Annotated in this window: 24 protein-coding genes; 12 read left to right on the top strand and 12 right to left on the bottom strand. The window is 72.8% G+C overall.

Going from position 1 to position 23046, the window contains the following annotated elements:
- Positions 1–3 precede the first annotated feature (3 nt).
- The gene (locus tag BM028_RS09875) at positions 4–600 is read right to left on the bottom strand and encodes an NAD(P)H-dependent oxidoreductase (RefSeq protein WP_092386639.1); all 597 of its coding nucleotides are present in this window, start codon (positions 598–600) and stop codon (positions 4–6) included.
- Positions 601–688: 88 nt separating this feature from the next.
- Between BM028_RS09875 and BM028_RS09870 the strand changes: the two genes are divergently transcribed.
- A complete protein-coding gene (locus BM028_RS09870) occupies positions 689–1150 on the top strand; it encodes an MSMEG_6728 family protein (protein ID WP_092386269.1) in 462 nt (153 codons plus the stop codon).
- 21 nt (positions 1151–1171) lie between these two features.
- On the opposite strand, the gene BM028_RS09865 is transcribed toward BM028_RS09870, so the two are convergent.
- From BM028_RS09865 to BM028_RS09835, 7 genes are all read right to left on the bottom strand, one after another.
- Positions 1172–1462 carry a hypothetical protein gene (locus BM028_RS09865; protein ID WP_092386267.1) on the bottom strand — a complete coding sequence of 97 codons (291 nt, stop codon included), beginning with the start codon at positions 1460–1462 and terminating at the stop codon, positions 1172–1174.
- Between the two features lie 245 nt (positions 1463–1707).
- On the bottom strand, positions 1708–1974 hold the full coding sequence (locus tag BM028_RS09860) for a hypothetical protein (RefSeq protein ID WP_070418313.1): 267 nt from the start codon (positions 1972–1974) through the stop codon (positions 1708–1710).
- A gap of 90 nt (positions 1975–2064) precedes the next feature.
- The gene (locus tag BM028_RS09855) at positions 2065–3204 is read right to left on the bottom strand and encodes a cysteine desulfurase family protein (RefSeq protein ID WP_092386265.1); all 1140 of its coding nucleotides are present in this window, start codon (positions 3202–3204) and stop codon (positions 2065–2067) included.
- Between the two features lies 1 nt (position 3205).
- Positions 3206–4084, bottom strand: coding sequence for a carboxylating nicotinate-nucleotide diphosphorylase (nadC, locus tag BM028_RS09850; protein WP_092386263.1), 879 nt, complete (start codon positions 4082–4084; stop codon positions 3206–3208).
- Positions 4081–5700: an L-aspartate oxidase gene (gene nadB / locus BM028_RS09845; RefSeq protein ID WP_092386261.1), complete on the bottom strand. Its 1620-nt coding sequence runs from the start codon at positions 5698–5700 to the stop codon at positions 4081–4083. The genes nadC and nadB overlap by 4 nt, the downstream gene beginning before the upstream one ends.
- A 2-nt stretch (positions 5701–5702) precedes the next feature.
- Positions 5703–6974, bottom strand: coding sequence for a quinolinate synthase NadA (gene nadA, locus BM028_RS09840; RefSeq protein WP_071294552.1), 1272 nt, complete (start codon positions 6972–6974; stop codon positions 5703–5705).
- 16 nt (positions 6975–6990) lie between these two features.
- Entirely contained in the window at positions 6991–7689 is a 699-nt protein-coding gene (locus BM028_RS09835) for an NUDIX hydrolase (protein ID WP_070418308.1), read from the bottom strand.
- A gap of 122 nt (positions 7690–7811) precedes the next feature.
- Between BM028_RS09835 and BM028_RS09830 the strand changes: the two genes are divergently transcribed.
- From BM028_RS09830 to BM028_RS09820, 3 genes are all read left to right on the top strand, one after another.
- Positions 7812–8075 (top strand): acylphosphatase, encoded by a 264-nt coding sequence (locus BM028_RS09830; protein ID WP_083403155.1) that lies wholly within the window; start codon positions 7812–7814, stop codon positions 8073–8075.
- Between the two features lie 128 nt (positions 8076–8203).
- Positions 8204–9682, top strand: a complete 1479-nt coding sequence (locus BM028_RS09825; protein ID WP_092386259.1) for an MDR family MFS transporter — start codon at positions 8204–8206, stop codon at positions 9680–9682.
- A 43-nt stretch (positions 9683–9725) separates the two neighbouring features.
- Positions 9726–10973 carry a D-arabinono-1,4-lactone oxidase gene (locus tag BM028_RS09820; protein ID WP_092386257.1) on the top strand — a complete coding sequence of 416 codons (1248 nt, stop codon included), beginning with the start codon at positions 9726–9728 and terminating at the stop codon, positions 10971–10973.
- Between the two features lie 50 nt (positions 10974–11023).
- On the opposite strand, the gene BM028_RS09815 is transcribed toward BM028_RS09820, so the two are convergent.
- Entirely contained in the window at positions 11024–11512 is a 489-nt protein-coding gene (locus BM028_RS09815; RefSeq protein ID WP_092386255.1) for a 2'-5' RNA ligase family protein, read from the bottom strand.
- 143 nt (positions 11513–11655) lie between these two features.
- On the opposite strand from BM028_RS09815, the gene BM028_RS09810 reads away from it, so the two are divergent.
- Genes BM028_RS09810 through BM028_RS09800 form a run of 3 tightly spaced genes read left to right on the top strand, consistent with a single transcriptional unit; the run spans position 11656 to position 14314 of the window.
- Positions 11656–12606 (top strand): MetQ/NlpA family ABC transporter substrate-binding protein, encoded by a 951-nt coding sequence (locus tag BM028_RS09810; protein ID WP_071294556.1) that lies wholly within the window; start codon positions 11656–11658, stop codon positions 12604–12606.
- The gene (locus tag BM028_RS09805) at positions 12606–13646 is read left to right on the top strand and encodes a methionine ABC transporter ATP-binding protein (protein WP_071294557.1); all 1041 of its coding nucleotides are present in this window, start codon (positions 12606–12608) and stop codon (positions 13644–13646) included. Before BM028_RS09810 ends, BM028_RS09805 begins: the two co-directional genes overlap by 1 nt.
- Positions 13643–14314 (top strand): methionine ABC transporter permease, encoded by a 672-nt coding sequence (locus BM028_RS09800; protein ID WP_217642545.1) that lies wholly within the window; start codon positions 13643–13645, stop codon positions 14312–14314. Before BM028_RS09805 ends, BM028_RS09800 begins: the two co-directional genes overlap by 4 nt.
- Before the next feature lie 311 nt (positions 14315–14625).
- Here the strand turns inward: BM028_RS09800 and BM028_RS09795 are convergent, their stop codons facing one another.
- Positions 14626–15402: an endonuclease/exonuclease/phosphatase family protein gene (locus BM028_RS09795; RefSeq protein WP_083403156.1), complete on the bottom strand. Its 777-nt coding sequence runs from the start codon at positions 15400–15402 to the stop codon at positions 14626–14628.
- 134 nt (positions 15403–15536) lie between these two features.
- Complete coding sequence (locus tag BM028_RS09790; RefSeq protein WP_217647245.1) at positions 15537–16940, bottom strand: MFS transporter; 1404 nt, start codon at positions 16938–16940, stop codon at positions 15537–15539.
- 156 nt (positions 16941–17096) lie between these two features.
- On the opposite strand from BM028_RS09790, the gene BM028_RS09785 reads away from it, so the two are divergent.
- Genes BM028_RS09785 through BM028_RS09765 form a run of 5 tightly spaced genes read left to right on the top strand, consistent with a single transcriptional unit; the run spans position 17097 to position 22417 of the window.
- Positions 17097–18311: an alanine racemase gene (locus BM028_RS09785; protein ID WP_092386253.1), complete on the top strand. Its 1215-nt coding sequence runs from the start codon at positions 17097–17099 to the stop codon at positions 18309–18311.
- Positions 18311–19153, top strand: a complete 843-nt coding sequence (locus BM028_RS09780) for an IclR family transcriptional regulator (protein WP_092386250.1) — start codon at positions 18311–18313, stop codon at positions 19151–19153. The genes BM028_RS09785 and BM028_RS09780 overlap by 1 nt, the downstream gene beginning before the upstream one ends.
- Positions 19150–20127, top strand: a complete 978-nt coding sequence (locus tag BM028_RS09775; protein ID WP_092386248.1) for a sugar kinase — start codon at positions 19150–19152, stop codon at positions 20125–20127. Before BM028_RS09780 ends, BM028_RS09775 begins: the two co-directional genes overlap by 4 nt.
- Positions 20128–20144: 17 nt before the next feature.
- The gene (locus tag BM028_RS09770) at positions 20145–20807 is read left to right on the top strand and encodes a bifunctional 4-hydroxy-2-oxoglutarate aldolase/2-dehydro-3-deoxy-phosphogluconate aldolase (RefSeq protein WP_092386246.1); all 663 of its coding nucleotides are present in this window, start codon (positions 20145–20147) and stop codon (positions 20805–20807) included.
- A complete protein-coding gene (locus tag BM028_RS09765; RefSeq protein ID WP_092386244.1) occupies positions 20804–22417 on the top strand; it encodes an N-acyl-D-amino-acid deacylase family protein in 1614 nt (537 codons plus the stop codon). The genes BM028_RS09770 and BM028_RS09765 overlap by 4 nt, the downstream gene beginning before the upstream one ends.
- A gap of 48 nt (positions 22418–22465) precedes the next feature.
- Here the strand turns inward: BM028_RS09765 and BM028_RS09760 are convergent, their stop codons facing one another.
- The gene (locus BM028_RS09760; protein WP_070418297.1) at positions 22466–22855 is read right to left on the bottom strand and encodes a RidA family protein; all 390 of its coding nucleotides are present in this window, start codon (positions 22853–22855) and stop codon (positions 22466–22468) included.
- Between the last annotated feature and the right edge of the window lie 191 nt (positions 22856–23046).

The following is a 23046-nucleotide window of genomic DNA, read 5'->3' as shown; positions in this document are numbered from 1 at the left end:
GGGTCAGAAGTCGGCGGGGCGCCGGACCTCGGTGGTGGCAGCGGTGGCGAAGCCCCCGCGGATGATCGGGAGCGCCCGCTGCACGGCCTGGTCGATGCGGAGCTCGAGGTCGACGTTCGCGATGTCGTAGCCGCCCTCGCGCTTGGCGAAGTCCCGCTCGTTGCCGAAGACGCCGAGCGGCAGCGTCGTCGACTGGAAGAAGCCGAACAGCGGGCGCATCTGGTGCTCGACGAGCAGGGCGTGCCGATCGCTCCCGCCGGTCGCGGTGAGCAGCACCGGGGTGTCGACGAGGTCGTACTGCCCGATCCAGTCGAAGAAGAGCTTGAACGCACCGGAGTACGCGGCACGGAACGCCGGGCTGCCGACGACGAGGACGTCCGCCGCCTCGACCGTCTCGAGCGCGCGTCGCGTGCGGTCCGACATCGCCTCGCGGGACGGTGCCGCGCCGAGGTCGGCGAGCAGCGGCCCGATCTCGACGGTCTCGGTGCGCGCGTCGTCGATCTCCTGCCCGAGGCGCGCCACCGTCGCAGCCACCAGGGTGGACGTCCGCGAGGGGTCCGAGGGGCTGCCACTGACGCCGACGACGAGTTCTCCGCTCATGTGCTCGATGCTCACACGCCTGGACTCCCGGCGGTCGGCGTGTGACGGCATGTGTCGGGTTCCAGCGCCGCCGCGTACCGTCCGCGCCATGCAGACGTTCTTGCCGTACCCGGACTTCCGCGCCTCGGCCGAGGTGCTCGACGACCGGCGGCTCGGCAAGCAACGGGTCGAGACGCTGCAGGTGATGCGGGCACTGACGCTGCCGGACTACGGCTGGCAGCACCACCCCGTCGTGGCGATGTGGCGTGGGTACCGTCCGGCGCTGATGGCGTACCAGCAGGCCACGTGCCGCGCGTGGACCGAGCGCGGGTACGCCGACACCTGTCTGGAGAAGACGCTCGCCGACCTCGCGCTCGTCCCCGAGGACCTCGACGCGTACGAGCGGACCGACTACCCGGTGCCGCCGTGGAACGCGGACCCCGCCGTGCACCGCTCGCATCGGTCGAAGCTCGTGCAGAAGGCGCCGGAGCACTACCGGCCGCTGTTCCCCGACGTGCCGGACGACCTCGACTACGTCTGGCCGGGGACGGTCGCGCCGGTGCCGCGCTGACGACGCGTCCTCCTCGTCGCCTCAGGCGATCGGGGTCCAGCGACCGCCGTCACGGCGGGTGACGACGACGGACCGCACCTCGGCCGTCGCTCGCAGCCCGGTGGCCGCGTGCTCGGCGACGGCATCGGCCACGTCGTCCGACGGCGACTCGAAACGGACCACTGCGCACGGGACCCCGCGCAGCAGCCGGACGTCCCGCGCCTCGACCACCACGAGCTCGGCGACGAGCCGGGCGGCCTCGGGGAGCACGGCGTCCGGGGTGGTGCCGGGTGCGAGCGCTCCGACGGCGAGGGTCACACGGTAGGAGGGCACGGTCCCACGCTAGTGCGAGCGCCCGGGCTCGTGGGCGCGGAGCAGCGCACCGGGACCCGCCGTGGGCACAGGGGGTTCGGGCATCGCACAGGGGAAGCGACGCCCGCGCCCACGACGGGTCACAGGTGCTGCGGAGCACGACGAATCAGGGGGTGTCGTGCCCCGCGCCGGACGCAGGTCAGGGAACCTGGTCCGGCTCGTCGCACCGGCGAGTCCGCAGGGGTCGGACTCGACGGTGCTGGTCCTCAAGGGTGTTCGGTGTCCTCTCGGTACCGGTCCGTCTCGGTCGGTGCGGGCATCGACCGTCGGGCCGCGGCGGGTCGGACCATGGGGAGCAGGGCACTCCCGATGGTCGCCAGTGCTCCGACGACGGCGATGAGCCCGAGCGGGGCGGTGCCGAGGTCGTGCTGCGCGGCCAGGACGAGCGCGAGGACGGTCGCGGGTGCGGGGAGGAGCTGGACCGCCCGGAAGTGGTCCTCCTGCCGGACCCGAGTCGTCATCGCGTTTGCCATGTGAACACTCTGGCGCACTTCGCCGGTCCGCAAAAGGGGGGACACGACCCCACTCATGGAGTAGAACGTCTAGTACACCCTTGTCGGGTGTCAGGCGAGCGCGCGGACGGTCGCGACGGCTGCGGCGACGGCATCGACGACCACCGGGACGTCCGCCGCGGTCAGGCCGGCGTCGAACGTCAGGCGCAGCGCCGTCCGGGCGACCTCGTCGGACAGGCCGAGCGCCGTGAGCACGTGCGAGGCCTCGGTGCTGCCGGCCGCGCAGGCGCTCCCGGACGACGACACGACGTCGCGCTCCTCGAGCTCGAGCAGGACCGTCTCGCCGTTCACCCCGGGGAAGCAGAACGACGCGTGGCCGGGCAGCCGCGACGTCCGCGACCCGGTGACGAACGCCCCGGGCACCGACCGGAGCACCCCGTCGAGCACGGCGTCCCGGGTGGCGGTCGCGGTCCGGGCCGCGTCGTCCCGGCCCGCGGCGACGAGCGCGACGGCCGTGGCGACGCCGACGGCACCCGCGACGTCCTCGGTGCCGGAGCGTCTCCCCCGCTCCTGTCCCCCACCGTGCAGCAGCGGTTCGAGCGCCACGCCGGACCGGACGGCGAGCACGCCGGTGCCCTTCGGTGCGCCGAGCTTGTGCCCGGACACCGACACCGCGTCGACGCCGAGCACGTCGAGCCCGACCGGGAGCCACGGCGCCGACTGGACGGCGTCCGTGTGGAACCGGGCCCCGACGGCGTGCGCGACCGCGGCGAGCGCCGGCACGTCCTGCACCGTCCCGATCTCGTTGTCGGCGTGCGCGACCGAGACGAGGGTGGTGTCGGGTCGGAGCGCTGCCGCGAGGACGTCCGGGTCGACGACCCCGTCGCGGTCGACCGGCAGGACCGTGACGTCGAACCCGTGGAACCGTTCGAGGTACCGGCAGCTCTCGAGCACCGCCTCGTGTTCGATCGCGCTGGTGACGACGTGGCGACCGCGCGGGGACGCCAGGGCGATGCCCTTCACGGCGGTGTTCGCACCCTCGGTCCCGCCGGTGGTGAACACGACCTCGGCCGGGCGGCACCCGAGCACCGCGGCGACGGTGGCGCGGGCGTCGGCGAGGCCCCGGGCTGCGGCGTCGCCGACCCCGTGCGCGGAGGACGGGTTGCCGAAGGTCCCGGTGAGGTACGGCCACATCGCCTCGAGCACCTCGCGGCGCACGGGCGTCGTGGCCGCGCGGTCCAGGTAGAACACGTCAGACGCCGACGGCCACGTCGACGTCGAGCCCGAGGTCGAGTGCCCGCGCCGAGTGGGTGAGCGCCCCGACGGAGATCACGTCGACACCGGTGGCGGCGATCGCGGCGACGGTGTCGAGGGACACCCCGCCGGAGGCCTCGACGAGGGCTCGCCCGGCGACGACCTGGATGCCGGCCTCGAGCTGGTCGGTGGTGAAGTTGTCGAGCATGATCGTGTCGACGCCGGCCGCCACGACGGGCTCGATCTGGTCGATGCGGTCCACCTCGACCTCGAGGTGGACGGTGTGCCCGAGCCGCTCGCGGGCCGCGGCGATCGCGTCCCCGATGCCGATACCGCCGGCGAGGAGCACGGCGAGGTGGTTGTCCTTCGCGAGCACGGCGTCGGACAGCGAGGTCCGGTGGTTGTGCCCGCCGCCGCACCGCACGGCGTACCGCTCCAGTGCCCGCAGACCGGGCGTGGTCTTGCGGGTGTCGACGATCCGGGCACGGGTGCCGGCGACGGCCGCCACGTAGGTCGCGGTCGCCGTGGCGATGCCGGACATCCGCTGGGCGAGGTTCAGTGCGACCCGCTCGGCACGGAGGACCGACCGGGCGGGACCGCTCACTGTTGCGAGGACGTCGCCCGCGGTGAACCGGCTGCCGTCCGGCACGTGCAGGACCGCGTCGATCGTCGGGTCGACCGCGTGCATCACGGCGACGAACACGTCGCCCCCGCTGAGGACGCCGGGCTCGCGCGCCGCCAGGGTCGCGGTCGCCGTGGCGTCTGCGGGGATGAGCGTCTCGCTCGTGACGTCGCCCCAGGGGGCGTCCTCCTCGAGCGCGGTGTCGATGACGCGTCGGAGGGCGTGCGGGGGGATCGTTCCGGGGTCGACGGTCATGCGGGTACCTCCTGCGGGACGGCGGTGTGCTGGGCGACCCACGCGGTCGACGCGGGGGCTGCTGGATCGGTGTCGGGGTGGTCGGTGCGGGCGTGGGCCCCACGGGACTCGGTCCGGGCCTCGGCGGCGAGCACCGTGACCCGGGCGAGGTCGAGCAGTGCCCGGTCCTCGAGGTCACGGACGCCGGTCGGCTCGGGCGCGACGAGGGCTGCCAGGTCGCGTCGTGCGCTCGCGAGACCGCTCGCGTCGCGGAGGAGCCCGACCCGGTCCGTCATGACGGACTGGACCGCCTGGCGGACGTCGGCGGCGTCGGTGGGTCGAGCCGCGCCTCCTGGCAGCAGGGGACGGGAGGCGCGGATCACGTCGGTCGCACTCGGCACGCTGGTGACGGGGAGACCCGCGTCGCCGCGCAGGCGGAGTCTGCCGGGTCGCGGCACGTCGAGCGCGTCCGCTGCGCGGACCGCGAAGACGAGTCCTTCGAGCAGCGAGTTCGACGCGAGCCGGTTGGCGCCGTGGACGCCCGTGCAGGCGACCTCGCCGATCGCGAGGAGGCCGGGCAGGCTCGTCCGTCCCTCGGCGTCGGTGGCGACCCCGCCCATCGAGTAGTGCGCGGCCGGGGAGACGGGGACGCCCTCGCGGGTCCAGTCGAAGCCGGCGGACCGGGTGGCGCGGTTGAGCCCGGGGAAGCGCCGGACGAGGAAGGCGGGGTCGAGGCCGGTCGCGTCGAGGAGCACGGGCTCTCCGTCCTGCTCCCGGACGGCGGCCGCGATGCCCCGGGCGACGACGTCGCGGGGGGCGAGCTCGGCGTCGGGGTGGACGTCCACCATGAAGCGGTGCCCTCGTGCGTCACGGAGCACCGCTCCCTCGCCGCGGACCGCCTCGGAGACGAGCCCGCCGCCGGGGACCGCGAGGCGGGTCGGGTGGAACTGCACGAACTCCAGGTCGGCCAGCACGGCACCGGCACGCCAGGCGGCTGCCTGCCCGTCGCCCGTCGCGACGAGCGGGTTGGTGGTCTCGCGGAACAGGTGCCCGGCGCCACCGGACGCGAGCACGACGGCGTCCGCGTCGATCCGCCGGGGCTCGCCGAGGAGGTCGAGGACGTCGACCCCGACGACCGAGCCGTCCCGGACCACGAGGTCGACGAGGCAGGTCCGTTCGAGGATGGTGACGTGCCGGCGGTGCAGGGCGGCGATGAGGGTGCGCTCGATGGCGGCCCCGGTCGCGTCGCCGTCCGCGTGGACGACGCGCCACCGGCCGTGCGCTGCCTCGCGCCCGCGGGCCAGGTCGTCGCCGTACCGGTCGAGGCTCGTCGGGTCGGTGGTGCGGTCGAAGGGGACGCCGAGCGACAGCAGATCCCGCACCCGCGCAGGGCCGTCGGTGCAGAGCACCTCGACGGCGCGGGCGTCGGCGCTGCCCGCTGCCGCCACGTGGGTGTCCGCCTGGTGGAGCGACGCGGAGTCGTCGGCGCCGAGCGCGACGGCGACGCCTCCCTGCGCGTACGCCGTCGCGCCGTCGGCGAGCGCGCCCTTCGTCACCAGGGTGACGTCGTGACGGGCACTCGCGCGGATCGCTGCGGTGAGTCCGGCGATGCCGGAGCCGACGATGACGACGTGCACGGTCAGACCGTGGGTCGGGCGGCGAGCATGCGCTCGAGTGCGACCTTGGCGTCGGCCTGGACGTCCGCCGGCACGACGATCTCGTTGAGGACCTCGCCGCGCACGAGCGCCTCGAGGACCCAGGCGAGGTAGCCGGGGTGGATCCGGTACATCGTCGAGCAGGGGCACACCACCGGGTCGAGGCAGAAGATCGTGTGCTGCGGGTACTCGGCGGCGAGCCGGTTCACCATGTTGATCTCGGTGCCGATCGCGAACGTGGTCGGTTCGGTGGCGGCCGCGACGGTCTTCCGGATGAGGTCGGTGCTGCCGGCGTGGTCGGCGGCGTCGACGACGGCCATCGGGCACTCGGGGTGCACGATGACCTGCACACCGGGGTGCTCACGACGGGCCTGGTCGATCTGGTCGACGGTGAAGCGGCGGTGCACCGAGCAGAAGCCGTGCCAGAGGACGACCCTGGCGTCCTGCAGGGTCTGCTCGTCGTTGCCGCCGAGGGGCTTCCGCGGGTTCCACATCGGCATGAGGTCGGTGCTGATGCCCATCGCCTTGGCGGTGTTCCGGCCGAGGTGCTGATCGGGGAAGAAGAGCACGCGCTGCCCCCGCTCGAACGCCCACTCGAGGACGGTCGCGGCGTTCGACGACGTGCACACGATGCCGCCGTGCCGCCCGCAGAACGCCTTGAGGTCGGCGGCGGAGTTCATGTACGTGACGGGGATGACCGGCACGCGGCCGTCGGCGTCGGGCTCGGTGCCGTAGACCTGCTCGAGCTCGGCCCACGCCGCCTCGACGCTGTCGATGTCGGCCATGTCGGCCATCGAGCAGCCCGCGGCGAGGTTCGGCAGGATCACGCGCTGGTCGTCGCGGGCGAGGATGTCCGCGGTCTCGGCCATGAAGTGCACGCCGCAGAACACGATGGCCTCGGCGTCGGGCTTCGTCAGCGCGGCGTTCGCGAGCTGGAACGAGTCGCCGAGGAAGTCCGCGTGCCGCACGACCTCGTCGCGCTGGTAGAAGTGCCCGAGGACCACGACGCGGTCGCCGAGGGTGGCCTTCGCCCGCTCGATGCGTTCGTGCAGCTCGTCGTCCGGGGCGTTCCGGTACTCGTCCGGGATGACGCCCTGCCGGGGTGCCGATGTCGGGATGACGTCCGACATCGACGAGCCGGGGCCGTAGCCGGGCCGGGAGTCGAAGTCCCACGTCGGCATCGCCAGGTCGGGCGTGCAGGTGCTGCCGGCGGCCTGACCGTTGGAGATCAGTTCGATGGTGGTGGCGATGGACACGGGTGTTCCTTCGGTTCTACGGCTTCTTGCCCTGCTGCAGCGGACCGTTGTCCGCGTAGGCCAGGTCGGGGTTCGAGCGGTACAGCCGGGCCGGACGGTGCCGGTCCCCGCTCGTGGTCTCGTCCGTCGGCAGGATCGCGTCGGTCTTCTCGACCTGGCGACGGAAGTTCGCGGGGTCGAGCGCACGCCCGAGCACCGCCTCGTACACCCCGCGGAGTTCGGCGAGGGTGAACCGGTCCCCCAGGAACGCCTGGGCGATCCGGGAGTACGACATCTTGTTGCGGAGCCGCCAGAGCGCGTACGCGACGATCCGGTCGTGGTCGAAGGCGAGCGGCGGGTGTTCGTCGGCGAGGAACCACCGCACGTTCCAGTCGTCGGGGACCGAGCTCGCCTCGTCCGGGTGGACCAGGGCCCAGTACACGATCGACACGACGCGGCTCGGCGAGCGGTCGACGTCACCGAAGGCGTAGAGCTGCTCGAGGTAGCGCGGCTGCACGTTCGTGGTCTCGCGGAGGCGGGCCGCGGCGGAGTCCTCGAGCCCCTCGTCCGGCCGCACCCAACCGCCGGGGAGCGCCCACGCGCCCTCGTACGGCTCGGCCACCCGACGCACGAGTGGCATCCACAGCGCCGGCGCCCCGGTGTCCGGGTGCGGGCGCAGCGCCACGATCACGGTGGAGACCGCGACGCGGATGGGGAGCTCAGGAGTAAGTGTCATGATGACTCGAAGTGTTCGGGTTGGGATGACACTATCACCGGGTTTCACGAGACGGAAACAGCGTCGAAAACTCCTGGTCGGACCGCGCGCCTACATTGAGCCGCATGACTACGGTGACGAGGATGCACGCCGTCGTGTCGGGGACGGTCCAGGGGGTCGGTTTCCGGTACTGGACCGCACGGAAGGCCGACGGGCTCGAACTCGCCGGGTACGCCCGGAACCTGTTCGACGGCACGGTGGAGGTCGAGGCCGAGGGTCCGGCCCCCGCGGTCGACGCCCTGATGACGTTCATCCGGACCGGCCCGCCGTCCGCCGAGGTCACCGACGTGACCTGCCGCGCGGTGGTGCCGCACGGCGACGTCGACGGCTTCGCGATCCTGCACTGACCCGGTCGCCGCCCGACGTCGACGGATGTCGGACCGAAGCGGAATAATCGAATCCACTCAGGCGGTTGCCCTGTCTGCGCCCATGGCGCCCCCTCGTTCCACCAGTCGTGATCCACCAGGAGCCCCGCATGACCCAGGCCGTCGATTCCGCACCCCGCACCGGGAGCGTCGCGCAGCCCTCCGCCGGCGAGACCCGACTCGTGATCGGGCTGCTGCTCGTCTCGGCGTTCGTCGTGATCCTCAACGAGACGATCATGGGTGTCGCGCTCCCGCGGCTCATGGACGACCTCGACATCAGCGCCGCGACCGGCCAGTGGCTCACCACGGGCTTCCTGCTCACCATGGCGGTCGTCATCCCGATCACCGGGTTCCTGCTGCAGCGCTTCAACACCCGGCCGGTGTTCGTCTGGGCGATGAGCCTGTTCTCGGCCGGCACCCTGATCGCGCTGCTCGCGCCCGGGTTCTCGATGCTGCTGCTCGGGCGCATCGTGCAGGCCAGCGGGACCGCGATCATGATGCCGCTGCTCATGACGACGGTCCTCACGCTCATCGAACCGGCGCACCGCGGCCGTGTGATGGGCAACATCTCGATCGTCATCTCCGTCGCCCCGGCGATCGGTCCGACCATCTCCGGCCTCATCCTCAACGCGTTCTCGTGGCGCTGGCTCTTCGGCTTCGTGCTGCCCATCGCCATCGCCGCGCTGATCCTCGGCATGGTCAAGGTCCGCACCGTGTCGACGCCCCGCAAGGCCCCGCTCGACGTGCTCTCGGTCGTGCTGTCCGCCTTCGCGTTCGGCGGCATCGTCTACGGCCTCTCGAGCATCGGCGAGGCCGGCACCACCGGGCCGCTCGTGCCGATCGTCTCCCTCGTCGTCGGCGCCCTCGCCCTCGCCCTGTTCGTGTTCCGACAGACCCGGCTGCAGCGTGCGGACCGCGCCCTGCTCGACCTCCGCACCTTCCAGACGAAGGGCTTCACCGTCCCGATCGTCGCGATGGGCCTGAGTTTCATGGCGATGTTCGGCACGCTGATCCTGCTGCCGATCTACCTCGAGCGGGTCCTCGGACTCGACGTCCTGAACGTCGGCCTGCTCCTGCTGCCCGGCGGCCTCATCATGGGGCTGCTGTCCCCGATCGTCGGTCGCGTCTACGACCGCCGTGGTCCGCGGGTCCTGCTCATCCCGGGCTCGATCATCGTCAGCGCCGTCCTCTGGGCGCTCTCGACCGTCGGCGTCGACACCAGCGTGTGGTTCGTCCTCGGCGCCCACGTCGTCCTGAGCATCGGGCTCGCCCTCACCTTCACGCCGCTGTTCACCGCGGCGCTCGGCGGGCTGCCCCCGAAGCTCTACTCGCACGGCAGCGCGGTCCTCGGTACGGCGCAGCAGCTGGCCGGAGCCGCCGGCACGGCGCTGTTCGTCACGCTCCTCACCATCGGTGCCTCGGGTGCGGCGGCCGGCAGCGGCGCCGCGGGCCTCGCCGAGGCCACGGCCTCCGGCGTGCGGACGGCGTTCCTCGTCGGCGCGGTGATCTCGCTGTTCGGGATCGTGATGTGCTCCCTCGTGCGTCGCCCGGCGACCCCGGACGGTGCCCCCGCACCGTCGATGCACTGACCGGAACCGCACGCGCCGGGGTGCGCGTGGCATCGTGGGCGTCATGCGGTCGACGACGAGCGAGCTGAACTGGTCCGGCACGGTCACCTACACGGCCGAACGGGTCCTCCGCCCGTCGTCGATCGACGAGGCCGCCGAGATCGTCGCCCGGTCGACCCGGGTGCACGGTCTCGGCACCCGGCACTCGTTCAACGACGCCCCGGACGCCCCCGGCGTGCTGCTCGACCTCACCGGGATCCCGACCGACCTCGCAGTCGACGCCGTGCGGCGGACGGTCACGATGGGCGCCGGTACCCGCTACGGCGTCGTCGCGCCCGAGATCGACCGCGCCGGGTTCGCGCTGCACAACACGGGGTCGCTCCCCCACATCTCGATCGCCGGCGCCATCGCGACCGGGACACACGGTTCCGGCACCGCACTCGGGTCGCTGAGCACCGCGGTCCGGTCGTTCGAGGTGCTCGGGCCCGACGGGTCCGCACGGACGATCGACCGCGATGACCCGGCGTTCGACGGCGCCGTGCTCCACCTCGGCCTGCTCGGCGTCCTCACCCGGGTCACGCTCGACGTCCAGCCGAGCTACCGGATGCGCCAGGACACCTACGGGCCGATCCCGTGGGACACCTTCACCGCCCACGTCGCCGAGGTCCACGCCGCCGCGACGTCCGTCTGCTCGTACACGGTGTTCGGCGACACGGTGAGCGAGGTCCTGCTGAAGTCGCGCGTGCCGGACGGCGACGACGACGTGGCCGTCCCGGACGAGCTGTTCGGCGCGCCCCGGCTGCCCGGCTCGCCCGGCGACGGACACCACACCGCCCGGGACGGCTCGGTCGGGCCGTGGTGGGACCGGCTGCCGCACTTCCCGATCGACTCCGTGCCGAGCCACGGCTCCGAGGTGCAGAGCGAGCACTTCGTCCCCCTCCGGCACGCGGGTGCGGCGCTCGACGCCGTCCGGACCATGGCCGCCCGCATCCAGCCGCACCTGCACGTCTGCGAGCTCCGCACGATGGCGGCGGACCCGTTCTGGTTGAGCCCGACGCAGGGCGAGGACGTGCTCTGCATCGCGTTCACGTGGCAGAAGCACCCGGTCGAGGTGGCCGCGTTGCTCCCGGACCTCGAGGCGCTCCTCGCACCGTTCGACGGACGACCGCACTGGGGCAAGATGAGCTCCCTCGACGCGGCCGCCATCGCCGGGCTGTACCCGCGGCTGGCCGACTTCCGCGACCTGGTCGCGGCGGCCGACCCGGAGCGGACGTTCGCGTCGTCGTTCGGCGAGCGGGTCCTGGGGACGTGAGCCGCGCCTCCTGGGCCATCGTCACGACGCGGACGTGAGCCGTGCCCGCTTCACCCGATCGACGTGACGGTCCTGGACTCTCCGTCCCAGAACCGCACGCCACCGACCACGAGATCGGGGAGCGGGGTCCCGCGGAGCGCCGCGACAGCCGCACCGAGGTCCTCGTCCCGGACCCGTCGCGCGAACGTCAGGTGCGGCGACCACGCCCCCGGCGACGTGGTCTCGACGCCTCCCGGGGACGCCCGGTGCACCGCCTCGTGGAACGCGGCGAGCGCTGGGTCGACGACCACCGCCCGGGCGAGCACCGAGCGCCCGGGTCCCGCGGGGAACAGCAGGACGCCACCGAGCCGCAGCCGCGACGGCACCGGCACGTCGAACCCGCTCGGGATCCGGAGGTCGTCGCCCGCGGCCAGCGTGACGTGGGGGCTGTTGGTGTCCGACCGTCCGAGGCTCGGCAGGTCCGCACGGACCAGCGCGTCCCACGCGGCGCGCACGGCGGTGTCCGACGACGGATCGAGGACGAGTTCGAGACTGCGCACGTACCGAGTGAACCAATGAACCGTGTGACAGGGATGTAACACGGCGGAACGGAACTCGCACCGTGCCTGGCTGCCCGTCACACTCGACTGCACGCCGCGGACCACCGCGGACCCCCACAGCACTGCCCACGAGGAGCTCCGTCATGTCCGCTGCACCCGCTCTGCCCGAGAAGCCGAAGGGCAAGCGCCCGATCGGCTGGATCATCGCCGCCGCGGTGGTCGTCGTCGCGATCGTCGTCGCCCTCATCGTCGGCGCCGTCCGCTCCGGCGGGTCCGACGACGGCGCTGCCGCCGGTGGTTCGCCGAAGACCGTCACGATCGGCGTCGCGGACAAGTCGCTCTCGTACTGGAGCACCTACACGAAGCTCGCGAAGTCGAAGCTCAACGTGACGGTCAAGCTGACGAACTTCTCGGACTACTCGCTGCCGAACCCGGCGCTCAAGGACAAGCAGCTGGACCTCAACCAGTTCCAGCACATCCAGTACCTGGCCGACTACAACGTCACCTCGAACGACGACCTGCAGCCGATCGGCTCGACGGCCGTCTACCCGCTGCCGCTCTACGCGACGAAGTACGACGACGTCGCCGACCTGCCCGAGGGCGCCAAGGTCGCGATCCCGGACGACTCGATCAACCAAGCCCGCGCGCTGCTCATCCTGCAGGCGGCGAAGCTCGTCACGCTCAAGGACGGCGGGTCGGCCTTCTCGACGACCACCGACATCGAGTCGTCGAAGGTCGACGTCCAGCCGCTGAACGCCTCGCAGACGGCGAACGCCCTGCAGCAGGGCTCGGTCGCGGCCGCCGTGGTGAACAACAACTACGCCACCGCCGCCGGCCTGCCGATCTCCGACGCGATCTACCAGGACGACCCCTCGAGCGCGAGCGCGGCACCGTACGTCAACGTCTTCGCCGTGCGCAACGCCGACAAGGACAACACGACCTACCTCGACCTCGCGAAGCTCTTCCAGGACGAGTCCGTGCAGAAGGTCTTCAAGAAGGACCTGCCCGAGGCGGTCAGCCGCGACGAGAGCGCGTCCTCCTTGCAAGAGGAACTCGCGAAGGTCGAGCAGGACGCGAAGGCGGCCAAGCAGTAGTGCCGGTCCTCGTCGAACTCCGCGGCGTCTCGAAGCACTACCGCCGCGCCGACACCGGCGAGACCGTGGTGGCCGTCGAGGACGTCTCCCTGGACGTGCACCAGGGCGAGGTCCTCGGCGTCATCGGGTACTCCGGTGCAGGCAAGTCCACGCTCGTCCGGCTCGTCAACGCACTCGAGCTGCCCTCGTCCGGGTCGGTGACGGTCGCCGGCAACGAGCTCACGGCGCTGCCCGAGCGGGACCGCCGGACGGCACGGCGCAACATCGGGATGATCTTCCAGCAGTTCAACCTCTTCCGGTCCCGCACCATCGCCGGCAACGTCGCGTACCCGCTCAAGGTCGCGGGCGTGCCGAAGGAGGAACGGGACCGCCGGGTCGCCGAGCTGCTCGACTTCGTCGGGCTCCTCGACCGCGCGTACGCCTACCCCGAACAGCTCTCCGGTGGGCAGAAGCAGCGCGTCGGGATCGCCCGGGCGCTCGCGGCGTCGCCCGACCTGCTCCTCGCCGACGAGGCGACCAGCGCGCTCGACCCCGAGACCACGTCCGAGGTCCTCGGGCTCCTCCGCCGGGTGAACAAGGAGCTCGGCGTCACGATCATCGTCATCACGCACGAGATGGACGCCGTCCGACAGATCGCCGACCGCGTCGCCGTCATGGAGCAGGGGCGCGTCGTCGAGGTCGGGGACGTCTACGACGTGTTCGCGAACCCGCAGACCGGCGCGGCCCAGCGCTTCGTCCGGACCGCTCTGCACGACCGGCCCTCGGCGGAGACCGTCGCGCGGCTGCGCGAACGGCACCCCGGTCGCCTCGTCACGGTCCAGATCACCGACGAGGCCGGGCTGCAGAACCGCATCGACCAGGTCTTCCGCTCCGCCGGGGTGACCGCCGAGCTCGTCTACGGCGGGGTCGGCGAGATCCGGGAACGCCGGATCGGGTCGCTCACCTACGAGCTGACCGCGGCCCGTCCGTCCGAGATCGACGCGGCCGTCGCGGCCCTCCGTGCCGCGCGCATCACCACCGACGAGGAGGGCGCAGCGTGAACAACTCGTTCCAGAGCGTGATCGACACGTTCGACGTCTTCGTCGCGTCCATCCGCGACACGATCGTGATGTCCCTGGTGTCGCTCGTCATCGCCGGCATCATCGGCCTGGCGCTCGGCCTCGCGCTGTACGCCACCCGCCCGGGTAACCTGCTCGGCAACCGGGCCGCCTACACGATCATCAACGTGGTCGTGAACCTCGTCCGGCCGATCCCGTTCGTGATCTTCCTGGCGGCGATCGCCCCGCTCTCCCGCGTGGTCGTGCAGACCACGATCGGCGTCCCCGCGGTGACCTTCGCGATCTCGCTCGCGGCGTCGTTCGCGGTGTCCCGGATCGTCGAGCAGAACCTGCTGTCGGTGGACCCCGGCGTCGTCGAGGCGGCACGGGCATCGGGAGCGCACCCGCTGTCGATCCTGCTCACGGTCCTCATCCCCGAGGGCCTCGGACCGCTCATCCTCGGCTACACGTTCATCTACATCGGCATCGTCGACATGACGGCGCAGGGGGCGTTGATCGGTGGCGGTGGGCTCGGCGAGTACGCGATCACGTACGGGTCGCAGCGGTACGACTGGTGGATCGTGTACGTGTCGGTGGCGGCGATCGTCATCATCGTGCAGCTCGGCCAGTTCATCGGCAACCGGCTGGCGCGGGCGACCCTGCGTCGCTGACGCGCGGGGCGCCCCGCGCGCCCGCGCGCCCGCGCGCGCCGGGCGGGGCCGAGGTCGCACGAAGTGCCGCCGTCCGCACCGCGCAGCGGCACGTCGTGCGACCTCGGCGTCACGCTGGCGGCATGTCCTGCGACCGCGACAGCCTGGAGGCGCGGTGCCGGTCCACGAGACCGGCACCGCGCCTCCTGTGCGTGCGTCCGTCACCGCGCGGGCCGAGGTCGCACGTCCTGCCGTCCCTGCATCGAGCGCGCGGCAGTTCGTGCGACCTCGGCGACCCACGTGCGGCGTGTTGCGCGACCTCGGTGGGCGCGTCAGGCGGCCGGGGACTCCACCGTGGCGACGGTGCCCGTCGCGCCCGGGTGCTCGTAGTGCGCACGCACCAGGATCGGCCGGTGGTCGGAGATGCCCGCCGGCAGGGTCTCGACGCCGGCGATGTGCAGCCCCACGCTCGTGGCGAAGTCGAAGTGCCCCGTGAACTTGCGGTAGCGCAGGTACGTCGGCTGGTCGGAGAGCGACAGCGCGAACCCGTGCTGCTCGATCTTCCGGCGCAGGTTCGTCTGGAACCAGGGGTAGTTGAAGTCGCCGACCATGATCGCCGGGGCGTCGTTCGAGAGCTCGCGGACGAACTGGTGCGCGGCCTCGATCTGCTTGCGGCGCAGCGAGTTCGTGGCGGTGAGGGGTGAGGCGTGGAAGGACGCGACGATGACCTCGGCGTCGACCTCCTTGTCGCGCAGGTGCATCGCGATCAGGCGCTCGTGCGCGGGCGCGAGGACCCGGTCGTGCAGCGACTTCTGCAGGGAGTGGATGCTGAAGTCCTCGACCTCGAACCGGTCGTCGCGCTTGTAGATCGCGAGGCCGAGCCGGTTCGCCTTGGTCGACGCGGCGAGGGAGAGGCCGGCGATCGAGGGGGCGAGGTCGTTGCTGTCGCACTCCTGCACGCAGATGACGTCGGCCTGGGACGCTTCAGCCAGGGAGGCGAGCTCGCCGTTCGCGGTGTGCTCGCGGAGGTTGTAGCTGACGACGCGCAACCCGGTCGGTTCCACGGCCGTCTCGGCTGTGATCGTCCCCTGCTGCTCTGGCGCGGCCATGCTGCCTTCCTGTTCCGGGCGTTTCCGGTCGCCCTGCCGCGGCAACCGTACTCGGCGTTCGCGGACTGTTGCTGAGACTGTAGCGCGGCCTCGGTTTCGTGCGTGTGACCGCGGGGAAAACGGACGATGCGCGCTCAGGCCCGGACGCGACGGGCGGGGCGGATGGTCTCGCCGGCTGTACGGCTCATCAGGACGCCCTCGACGCAGGCGACGACGAGCAGGGCGGCGATGACCCAGAACGCGGCGTCGTACGGACCGGATCCACCGAGGCCCGACGCGGCCCGGATGACCACGGCGCCGACCGCGACACCGAACCCGGCGGCGGTCTGCTGCAGGGTCGACGAGAGCGTGTTCGCCGGGGTCATGTCCGCCTGCTCGACGTCGGCGAACGCGATGGTGTTGTAGGCCGTGAAACCCACCGACCGCGCCGCACCGCTGACGACGAGGAGCACGGCGAGGAGCCAGAACGGGGTGTCCTCGGTCATGAACGCCATCGCGACGACGCTCAGCGCCGCGACCGCGCTCGACACGATGATCACCGGCCGGTACCCGAACCAGCGGAGGAACGGCGTCGTCATGGGCTTGATGCCGAGGTTGCCGACGAAGACCCACAGCACGGCGGACCCGGCGAGCACGGCGCTCCACCCCCACGCGTCCTGGAACAGCAGCGGCAGGACGAACGGCACGGCGGAGACGGCCAGGCGGAACAGGCTGCCGCCGGCGTGCGACACCCGGAAGGTCTCGAGCCGGAACGAGTCGAGCCCCATGATCGGGTGCGGCGCCCGACGGAAGTGCCAGATCGCCAGCCAGCAGCCGGCCGCCCCGACGACGCCGGAGAGCACGACCGCCAGGACGGGCACGCGGTCCAGGGCGAGCAGGGACGCCATGACCACGAGCGACCCGAGGCCGAAGCAGGCGAGCAGCGACCCGAACCAGTCGAACGGCACCCGCTCGGACGCCCGCTCCTGCGGCACGAGGACGAGCGCGGCGACGAACGCGATGACCCCGAGCGGGATGTTGATGAGGAAGATCCAGTGCCACGTCAGGGTGTCGACGAGCACGCCGCCCACGAACGGCGCGATGATCGGCGCGGCGAGGGCCGGCCAGGTCAGGATCGCGATGGCCGTGACGAGCTGCTCGCGTCCGGCGCTCCGCAGGACGACGAGCCGCCCGACGGGGACCATCAGCGCGCCGCCGAGCCCCTGCACGATGCGCCAGATCGTCAGGTCGACGAGCCCGGTGGACAGGGCGCACAGCCCCGACGCCACGGTGAACAGGACGATCGCGCCGGCGAACACCGTCCGCGAACCGATCCGGTCGGTCAACCATCCGCTGACGGGGATGAACACGGCGAGGGTGACCAGGTACGCCGTGATCGCCACGCCGATGGCCGCCGAGTCGACGCCGAGGTCCCGACCCATCGCGGGAGCGGCCGTGGCCAGGATGGTGCCGTCGAGGAGCTCCATGAAGAAGGTCCCTGCGACGAGCACGGCCACCGCGGTGCTCCCCCGTCGTCGTGTCGTCATCGTCGTCGTCATGGCAGGACAAATGCTATGCCCGATCGGTTTCCGTGACGTCCGGGGACGGCGCTGACGGGGTGGTGTTCTGCACCGCAGAATGAGGAGGACGAGCGCGTTGCCCCGGACACCCGGCCACCGGGAGCGTGGAGGCACCGCAGACGCACAGGAGGATCGATGACGACCACACCCGGCACGGTCACCACGAAGGGCGCGCCCGACCCGGCAGCACCGGCACGCCGGCACGTCCTCGAGCACGCGTACCTGCCGGTGATGACCCTCCGCGAGTCGGCACTGGCGAACAACACCGCCGTGATGCAGGCGTACGTCGAGCGGCACGGTCTGCTCTTCGCGCCGCACATGAAGACGCACATGGCCCCGGCGCTGGCCGCACGACAGATCGCCGCCGGCGCCTGGGGCGTCACCGTCGCCTCGGTCCAGCAGGCGATGGTCGCGTGGGAGCACGGCATCCACCGGATCGTCGTCGCGAACGAGGTCCTCGACCCCACCGGTCTCGCCTGGCTCGCCTCCCGCCGCGCCGCCGACCCGGACGCCGACGTCCTCTGCTGGGTCGACTCCCCCGCCGGGGTCGAGGCCGGCCGCGCGGCGCAGGACGCGGTCGACGGCGACCTGCACGTGGTCGTCGAGGTCGGGTTCCCCGGCGGTCGCACCGGCGTCCGCACCGCACAGCAGGCACGGGACCTCGCACAGCTCGCCCACGACCGGGGGCTCTCGCTTCGAGGCGTCGCCGGGTACGAGGGCGGCCTGCCCGACGTGCGCGCCGCCCGCGCCTACGTCGAGGGGGTGCTCGCCGTCGCGGCAGCCGTCCGACCGCTGGTCGAGGCCCCGCGCGCCCTGCTCAGCATGGGCGGCAGCGCCTGGTTCGACGGCGTGGTCGACGCGGTCGCCACCCGCCCCGACGGCCTCGACGTGCTGCTCCGGTCCGGCGCGTCCCTCACGCACGACGACGGCTTCTACGCCGAGCGCACCCCCTTCGGCCGCCACCCCGACGAGGGCTCGCTCCTGGCCGCGATCGAGGTCTGGGGACGCGTCACGTCGTGCCCCGAGCCCGGGCTCGCGCTCGTCGCGGTCGGCAAGCGGGACATCTCGTTCGACGAGGGGCTGCCGGTGGTCCGTTCCGTCCGACACGTCGGCCCAGGAGGCGCGGCTGGCGTCGTCCCCGTCGCACCCGACCCCGGGGCGGTCACCGTCACCCGCCTCGACGACCAGCACTGCTACCTCGCGCTGGCGGACGGGGCACTCGCGCTCACGCCCGGCGACGTCGTCGTGTTCGGCATCTCGCACCCGTGCACCGTCTTCGACAAGTGGCGCCAGGTGACCGTCATCGACGACGACGAGACCGTCCTCGACACGATCGCGACGTGGTTCTGATGCGCGCCACGACCCCTGTCGCCCCCTCCACCGAGGACGCTCCGGCACGGAACGCCGCCCTGTCGCTCCGACGCGGGCTGCGGCTGCTCGACCGCATCGCCGACCGCACCCGGAACGGCGAGCCGTCGGTGTCGCTGACCGTGCTCGCCGCGGAGCTCGGCACCTCGAAGTCGACCGTGCTCCGGCTGACCGCCCCGATGCTCGAGAACGACCTGCTGCGCCGTACCCCGGACGCCGGCTTCACCCTCGGGCTCGGGGCGCTGCTGCTCGGGCAGAGCTACCTCGAGGGCATCGACCTCCGCGCCGCCGCAGCCCCGTTCCTCCGGCGGACCGCGGAACGCACGGGGCTCACCTGCCACCTCGTCGTCCCGGACGGCACCGACATCGTCTACGTCGACAAGGTCGAGACGCGCGGCACGGTCCGGATGGGTTCGCGGATCGGCAACCGACTGCCGATGCGGAACACGGCCTCGGGCAAGGCGATGGTGGCGTTCGGCGAGCCGGAGCTGCTCGACCGGGTGCTCGCGGAACCGGCCACGGCGATGACCGAGCACTCCATCGTGGACGACGACCGCTGGCGCGCCGAGATCGACCGGACGCACGGCCGTGGCTACGGCATCGACGACCGCGAGAACGAGCCCGACATCCGCTGCGTCGCCGCGCCCGTGCTCGACCACGCGAACCAGGTCGTCGGCGCGATGAGCATCTCGGGGCTCGCCTCCCGGTTCCCCGCCGCGGCCGTCCGCGAACTCGGCGACCGCGTCGTCCGGACCGCGCTGGAGATCTCGGTCGCGCTCGGCTCCTCCTCCGCCCAGCTCGCCCTGGCGAAGGGCACCCGGTGACCGGCCGCGTCCTGACCTTCGGGGAGACGATGCTGCTCCTCACCGGCGGGGACACGGGTGCCGTCCCGGACCTCGAGCACATGCGGGTCGACACCGGCGGAGCCGAGAGCAACGTCGCGATCGGCCTCGTGCGCGCCGGCGTCCCGACGACGTGGATCGGCCGCGTCGGCACCGACCCCGCCGGGGACCGCGTGACGCGCGACGTCCGGAGCGCGGGCGTCGACGTCGTCGCGGTGCCGGACCCGGACCGCTCGACGGGCATCATGATGAAGGAGCGCCTGGCCGACGGACGCACGCGGGTGACCTACCACCGCCGGGGTTCGGCGGGGTCGGCGCTGCGGGCGAGCGACCTGCCGGCGAGCGCCGTCGAACGCGCAGCGCTCCTGCACGTCACGGGCATCACCCTCGCCCTCTCCGAGGACGCCAGGGCCACCGTCCAGGCCGCGCTCGACCGCGCGGACGCCGCCGGGGTCCCGGTGTCCTTCGACGTGAACCACCGGCCCAAGCTCATCGACGCCGAGACCGCCCGCGCCCGCTACCGGGCCGTCGCCGAACGGTCGTCGATCGTCTTCGCCGGCGACGACGAGGCCCGACTCGTGCTCGGACTCGGCGACGACGAGGGCGACGACGAGACGCTCGCGCACGAGCTCGCCGCCCTCGGCCGGGGTCGTGCCGTCGTCAAGCTCGGCTCCCGGGGCGCGGTGGCGTCGGTGGACGGTGCGTTCCTGCGGCGCCCGGCGACCCCGGTGCGCGTCGTCGACCCCGTCGGTGCCGGTGACGCCTTCGTCGCGGGCTGGCTCGCGGCGACCCTCGGCGGAGCCACGACGGCCGAGGCGCTCGACCGTGCCGCCGACGCCGGTGCGCTCGCCTGCACGGTCGAGAGCGACTGGCGCCGCCCGGACCCGGCCGCGCTGCACGACCCGACCACCCCCACGGACGTCGACCACGCCGTCCACGACCGCGTCGACCGCTGAGGCGAGGAACGAAGACCATGACGAACACCACCAGCACCGACCCGTCCGCCGCTCCCCGTGTCCGGCACCGGCACGCCGCCGGCCCCGCGATCGCGATCCTGCGCGGCGGGACGGGTGACCACGTCGAGGACGTCGTCGCGACACTGGTCGACGCCGGGGTCCGGGCGATCGAGATCACGACCAACACGCCCCGCTGGCGGGAGGGCATCGCCTGGGCCGCCGAGCGCTACGGCACGGGCGCGTCGATCGGCGTCGGCACGGTCCTCGAACCACGACAGCTCGACGAGGCCGCCGCCGCGGGTGCCGTGTTCGCGGTGAGCCCGCACCTCGACGCGGCCATCGGGGAACGGGCGCACGAGCGTGGTCTGGGCTGGTACCCGGGCGCCGCCACCCCGACCGAGATCGTCCGCGCCTGGCAGCTCGGGGCGCGCGCGGTCAAGGTGTTCCCGGCCGCACAGCTCGGCGGCCCCGCATTCCTCAAGCAGGTCCTCGCCCCGCTCGACTTCGTCGACGTCATCCCCACGGGCGGCATCGGCGTCGAGGACGCGTCCGAGTACCTGGCGGCCGGCGCCGTCGCCGTCGGCCTGGGTTCGCCGCTCGTCGGTGACGCCCTGACGACCGGCGACCTGGACGGCCTCCGCACCCGCGCCGAACGACTCGTCGCGGGGCTCGCACGGTGACGTCCGAGGTCCTGCTCACCGGCGGCTCGGTCGTCGACACCGACGGCACGGCCCACCGATCGGACGTCCTCGTCCGCGACGGCCTGGTCGCCGAGCGAGGCGGGCCGGGCGAGCGCCTCCGGGCCGGGGCCGACGCCACGGTGGTCGACTGCACCGGCCGGCTCGTCATGCCCGGGTTCGTCGATGCGCACTCCCACGCCGGGTCCCTCGTGTTCGACGAGCGCGTGCAGCTCGCCCTCCTCCGGCAGGGCGTCACGACGATCGTCACCGGACAGGACGGCGTCGGTCCGGCACCGGGCGACGGCTCCTACGCCGCACGGTACTTCGCGGCGATCGACGGTCCCCACCCGACGTACCGCGGCGGCGGCATCGCGGGGCTGCTCGCGACGTACGACGGCACGACCGCGCTGAACGTCGCCACCCTCGTGCCGGCCGGCACCGTCCGGCACGAGGTCACGGGCGACGACCCGGCCCCGGCCGACCCCGGCCAGCTCGACACCATGCGCGCCCTCGTGCGGCAGGGCATGACGGACGGCGCCGTGGGGCTCGCGACCGGCCTCGACTACGTCCCCGGACTCCACGCCGGCACCACGGAGATCGCCGCCCTCGCCGCCGAGTCCGCGGCCGCCGGCGGCACCTACGTGACCCACATGCGCGGCGGCTACGAGACGAACGCCGGCGCCGGCATCGAGGAGGTCGTCCGGATCGTGCGCGCCGGCGGCGGCCGCGCCCACGTCTCGCACCTCCACGCTCCCGTCGGCCTCGCGCTGGCGGAGCTCGCCCACGCCGAGGCCCAGGGCGCCCCGCTGTCGTTCGACGCCTACCCGTACTCGCGCGGCTGCACGATCCTGTCGATGCTGCTCCTGCCCGCGGGCCTGGCCCGGCCGGGCACCGACGACCTCGCCCGGGCGCTCGCAGTGGACGGCGGGCGCGCTGCCGTCCGCGCCGCGGTGCTCGAACGGGTCCTCGGGCGCGCCGACCTCGGACCGGGCTGGGCCGAGCAGATCACGCTGTCGCACGTCCCCGCGCCCGAGTTCCACGCGCTGCAGGGCCGCACCCTCGCCGAGGCCGCCACGGCCACCGGGACGGACGCGGTCGACCTCGCGCTCGACGTCCTGGTCGACTCGGACCTGCAGGTCACGGTCGTGATGCGGGTGCCGCACCCGCGGACGCCCGAGCAGCTGGCGGACCTGTTCCGGTCCGGCGGCCACACCGGCGGGTCCGACGGCATCTTCGTCGGGACGCACCCGCACCCCCGTGCGTACGGCACCTTCGCACGGTACCTCGGGGACTACGCACGGCCCGGCCTGCTCACGTGGTGGGAGGTCCAGCAGCACCTGTCGACACTGCCCGCCGAGCGCTTCGGACTCGGGCACCGCGGCGCCGTCGCGCCCGGGTGGATCGCCGACCTCGTCGTCGTCGACCCCGAGCGCGTCCGTGCCCGATCGACGTACGCCGAGCCGATGCTGTTGGCCGAGGGCGTCGACGACGTCCTCGTCGCGGGCGTCCCGGTGCTCACCGACGGCGTCCTGACGCACGCGACCCCCGGTGCCGGCATCCGCCGGACGACGTGGAGCCGTCCGGGCGGTGCGCGCACCGGGGGTCGATGAGGCTTCACTCAGCGAGCACGCCGAGCGATCACGCCGGGGCCGGCCGGGTCACTCCGCCGTCGGGAGCACCGCGACGACGTCGATCTCGACGAGGATGTTCGCCAGGTGCGACTGCACCGTGGTGCGGACGGGGTACGGCTGCGAGAAGTGCTTGGCGTACTCCTCGTTGAAGGCGGGGAAGTCGCGGTCGGAGTGCTCGAGGTGGACGGTCGACTTCACGACGTCGTCGAGCGTGGCGCCGTGCTCGGCCAGGACGGCGGCGACGTTCGCGAGCACCTGGGCGGTCTGACCGGCGACGTCGTCGGCGATCTCGCCCGTGGCCGGGTCCTGCGGACCGAAGCCGGCGGTGTAGAGGAAGCCGTTCGCGACGATCCCCTGGCTGTACGGGCCGGCGGGCTTCGGCGCGTTGTCGGTCACGATGGCGGTCTTGTTCGGCACGGTGCTCCTCGGTGTCGATCGGGGTCGGTCGGACGTCGCCCACGGCACCGACCGCGCCGTCGCGGCCGGAGGACGACGCTCCCAGGCTAGGTGAGCGCCCCGCGCCGGACCCGGCCGTCCGTCGGGCTCGTTCCGGTCTGCAGAACGCGAGTCGCGCCTCCCGAGCCGAGCCGTGAGGAACACCCAGGCAA

The sequence above is a fragment of the Curtobacterium sp. YR515 genome (genome assembly GCF_900113095.1).
In the GTDB taxonomy this organism is placed as follows: Bacteria; Actinomycetota; Actinomycetes; order Actinomycetales; family Microbacteriaceae; genus Curtobacterium.
The sequence above is the reverse complement of the archived record's forward strand: the minus strand, read 5'-3'. Positions and strand labels throughout refer to the sequence as shown.

What these genes read in the sequence shown, in the direction of transcription:
- BM028_RS09825 (WP_092386259.1), top strand. Translation starts at nt 8,204, where the DNA reads ATGACCCAGGCCGTCGATTCCGCACCCCGCACCGGGAGCGTCGCGCAG.
- BM028_RS09770 (WP_092386246.1), top strand. Translation starts at nt 20,145, where the DNA reads ATGACGAACACCACCAGCACCGACCCGTCCGCCGCTCCCCGTGTCCGG.
- nadC (WP_092386263.1), bottom strand. Translation starts at nt 4,084, where the DNA reads ATGACCGTCGACCCCGGAACGATCCCCCCGCACGCCCTCCGACGCGTC.
- BM028_RS09875 (WP_092386639.1), bottom strand. Translation starts at nt 600, where the DNA reads ATGAGCGGAGAACTCGTCGTCGGCGTCAGTGGCAGCCCCTCGGACCCC.
- BM028_RS09835 (WP_070418308.1), bottom strand. Translation starts at nt 7,689, where the DNA reads ATGACACTTACTCCTGAGCTCCCCATCCGCGTCGCGGTCTCCACCGTG.
- BM028_RS09785 (WP_092386253.1), top strand. Translation starts at nt 17,097, where the DNA reads ATGACGACCACACCCGGCACGGTCACCACGAAGGGCGCGCCCGACCCG.
- BM028_RS09790 (WP_217647245.1), bottom strand. Translation starts at nt 16,940, where the DNA reads ATGACGACGACGATGACGACACGACGACGGGGGAGCACCGCGGTGGCC.
- BM028_RS09780 (WP_092386250.1), top strand. Translation starts at nt 18,311, where the DNA reads ATGCGCGCCACGACCCCTGTCGCCCCCTCCACCGAGGACGCTCCGGCA.
- BM028_RS09860 (WP_070418313.1), bottom strand. Translation starts at nt 1,974, where the DNA reads ATGGCAAACGCGATGACGACTCGGGTCCGGCAGGAGGACCACTTCCGG.
- BM028_RS09810 (WP_071294556.1), top strand. Translation starts at nt 11,656, where the DNA reads ATGTCCGCTGCACCCGCTCTGCCCGAGAAGCCGAAGGGCAAGCGCCCG.
- BM028_RS09830 (WP_083403155.1), top strand. Translation starts at nt 7,812, where the DNA reads ATGCACGCCGTCGTGTCGGGGACGGTCCAGGGGGTCGGTTTCCGGTAC.
- BM028_RS09820 (WP_092386257.1), top strand. Translation starts at nt 9,726, where the DNA reads ATGCGGTCGACGACGAGCGAGCTGAACTGGTCCGGCACGGTCACCTAC.
- BM028_RS09795 (WP_083403156.1), bottom strand. Translation starts at nt 15,402, where the DNA reads ATGGCCGCGCCAGAGCAGCAGGGGACGATCACAGCCGAGACGGCCGTG.
- BM028_RS09870 (WP_092386269.1), top strand. Translation starts at nt 689, where the DNA reads ATGCAGACGTTCTTGCCGTACCCGGACTTCCGCGCCTCGGCCGAGGTG.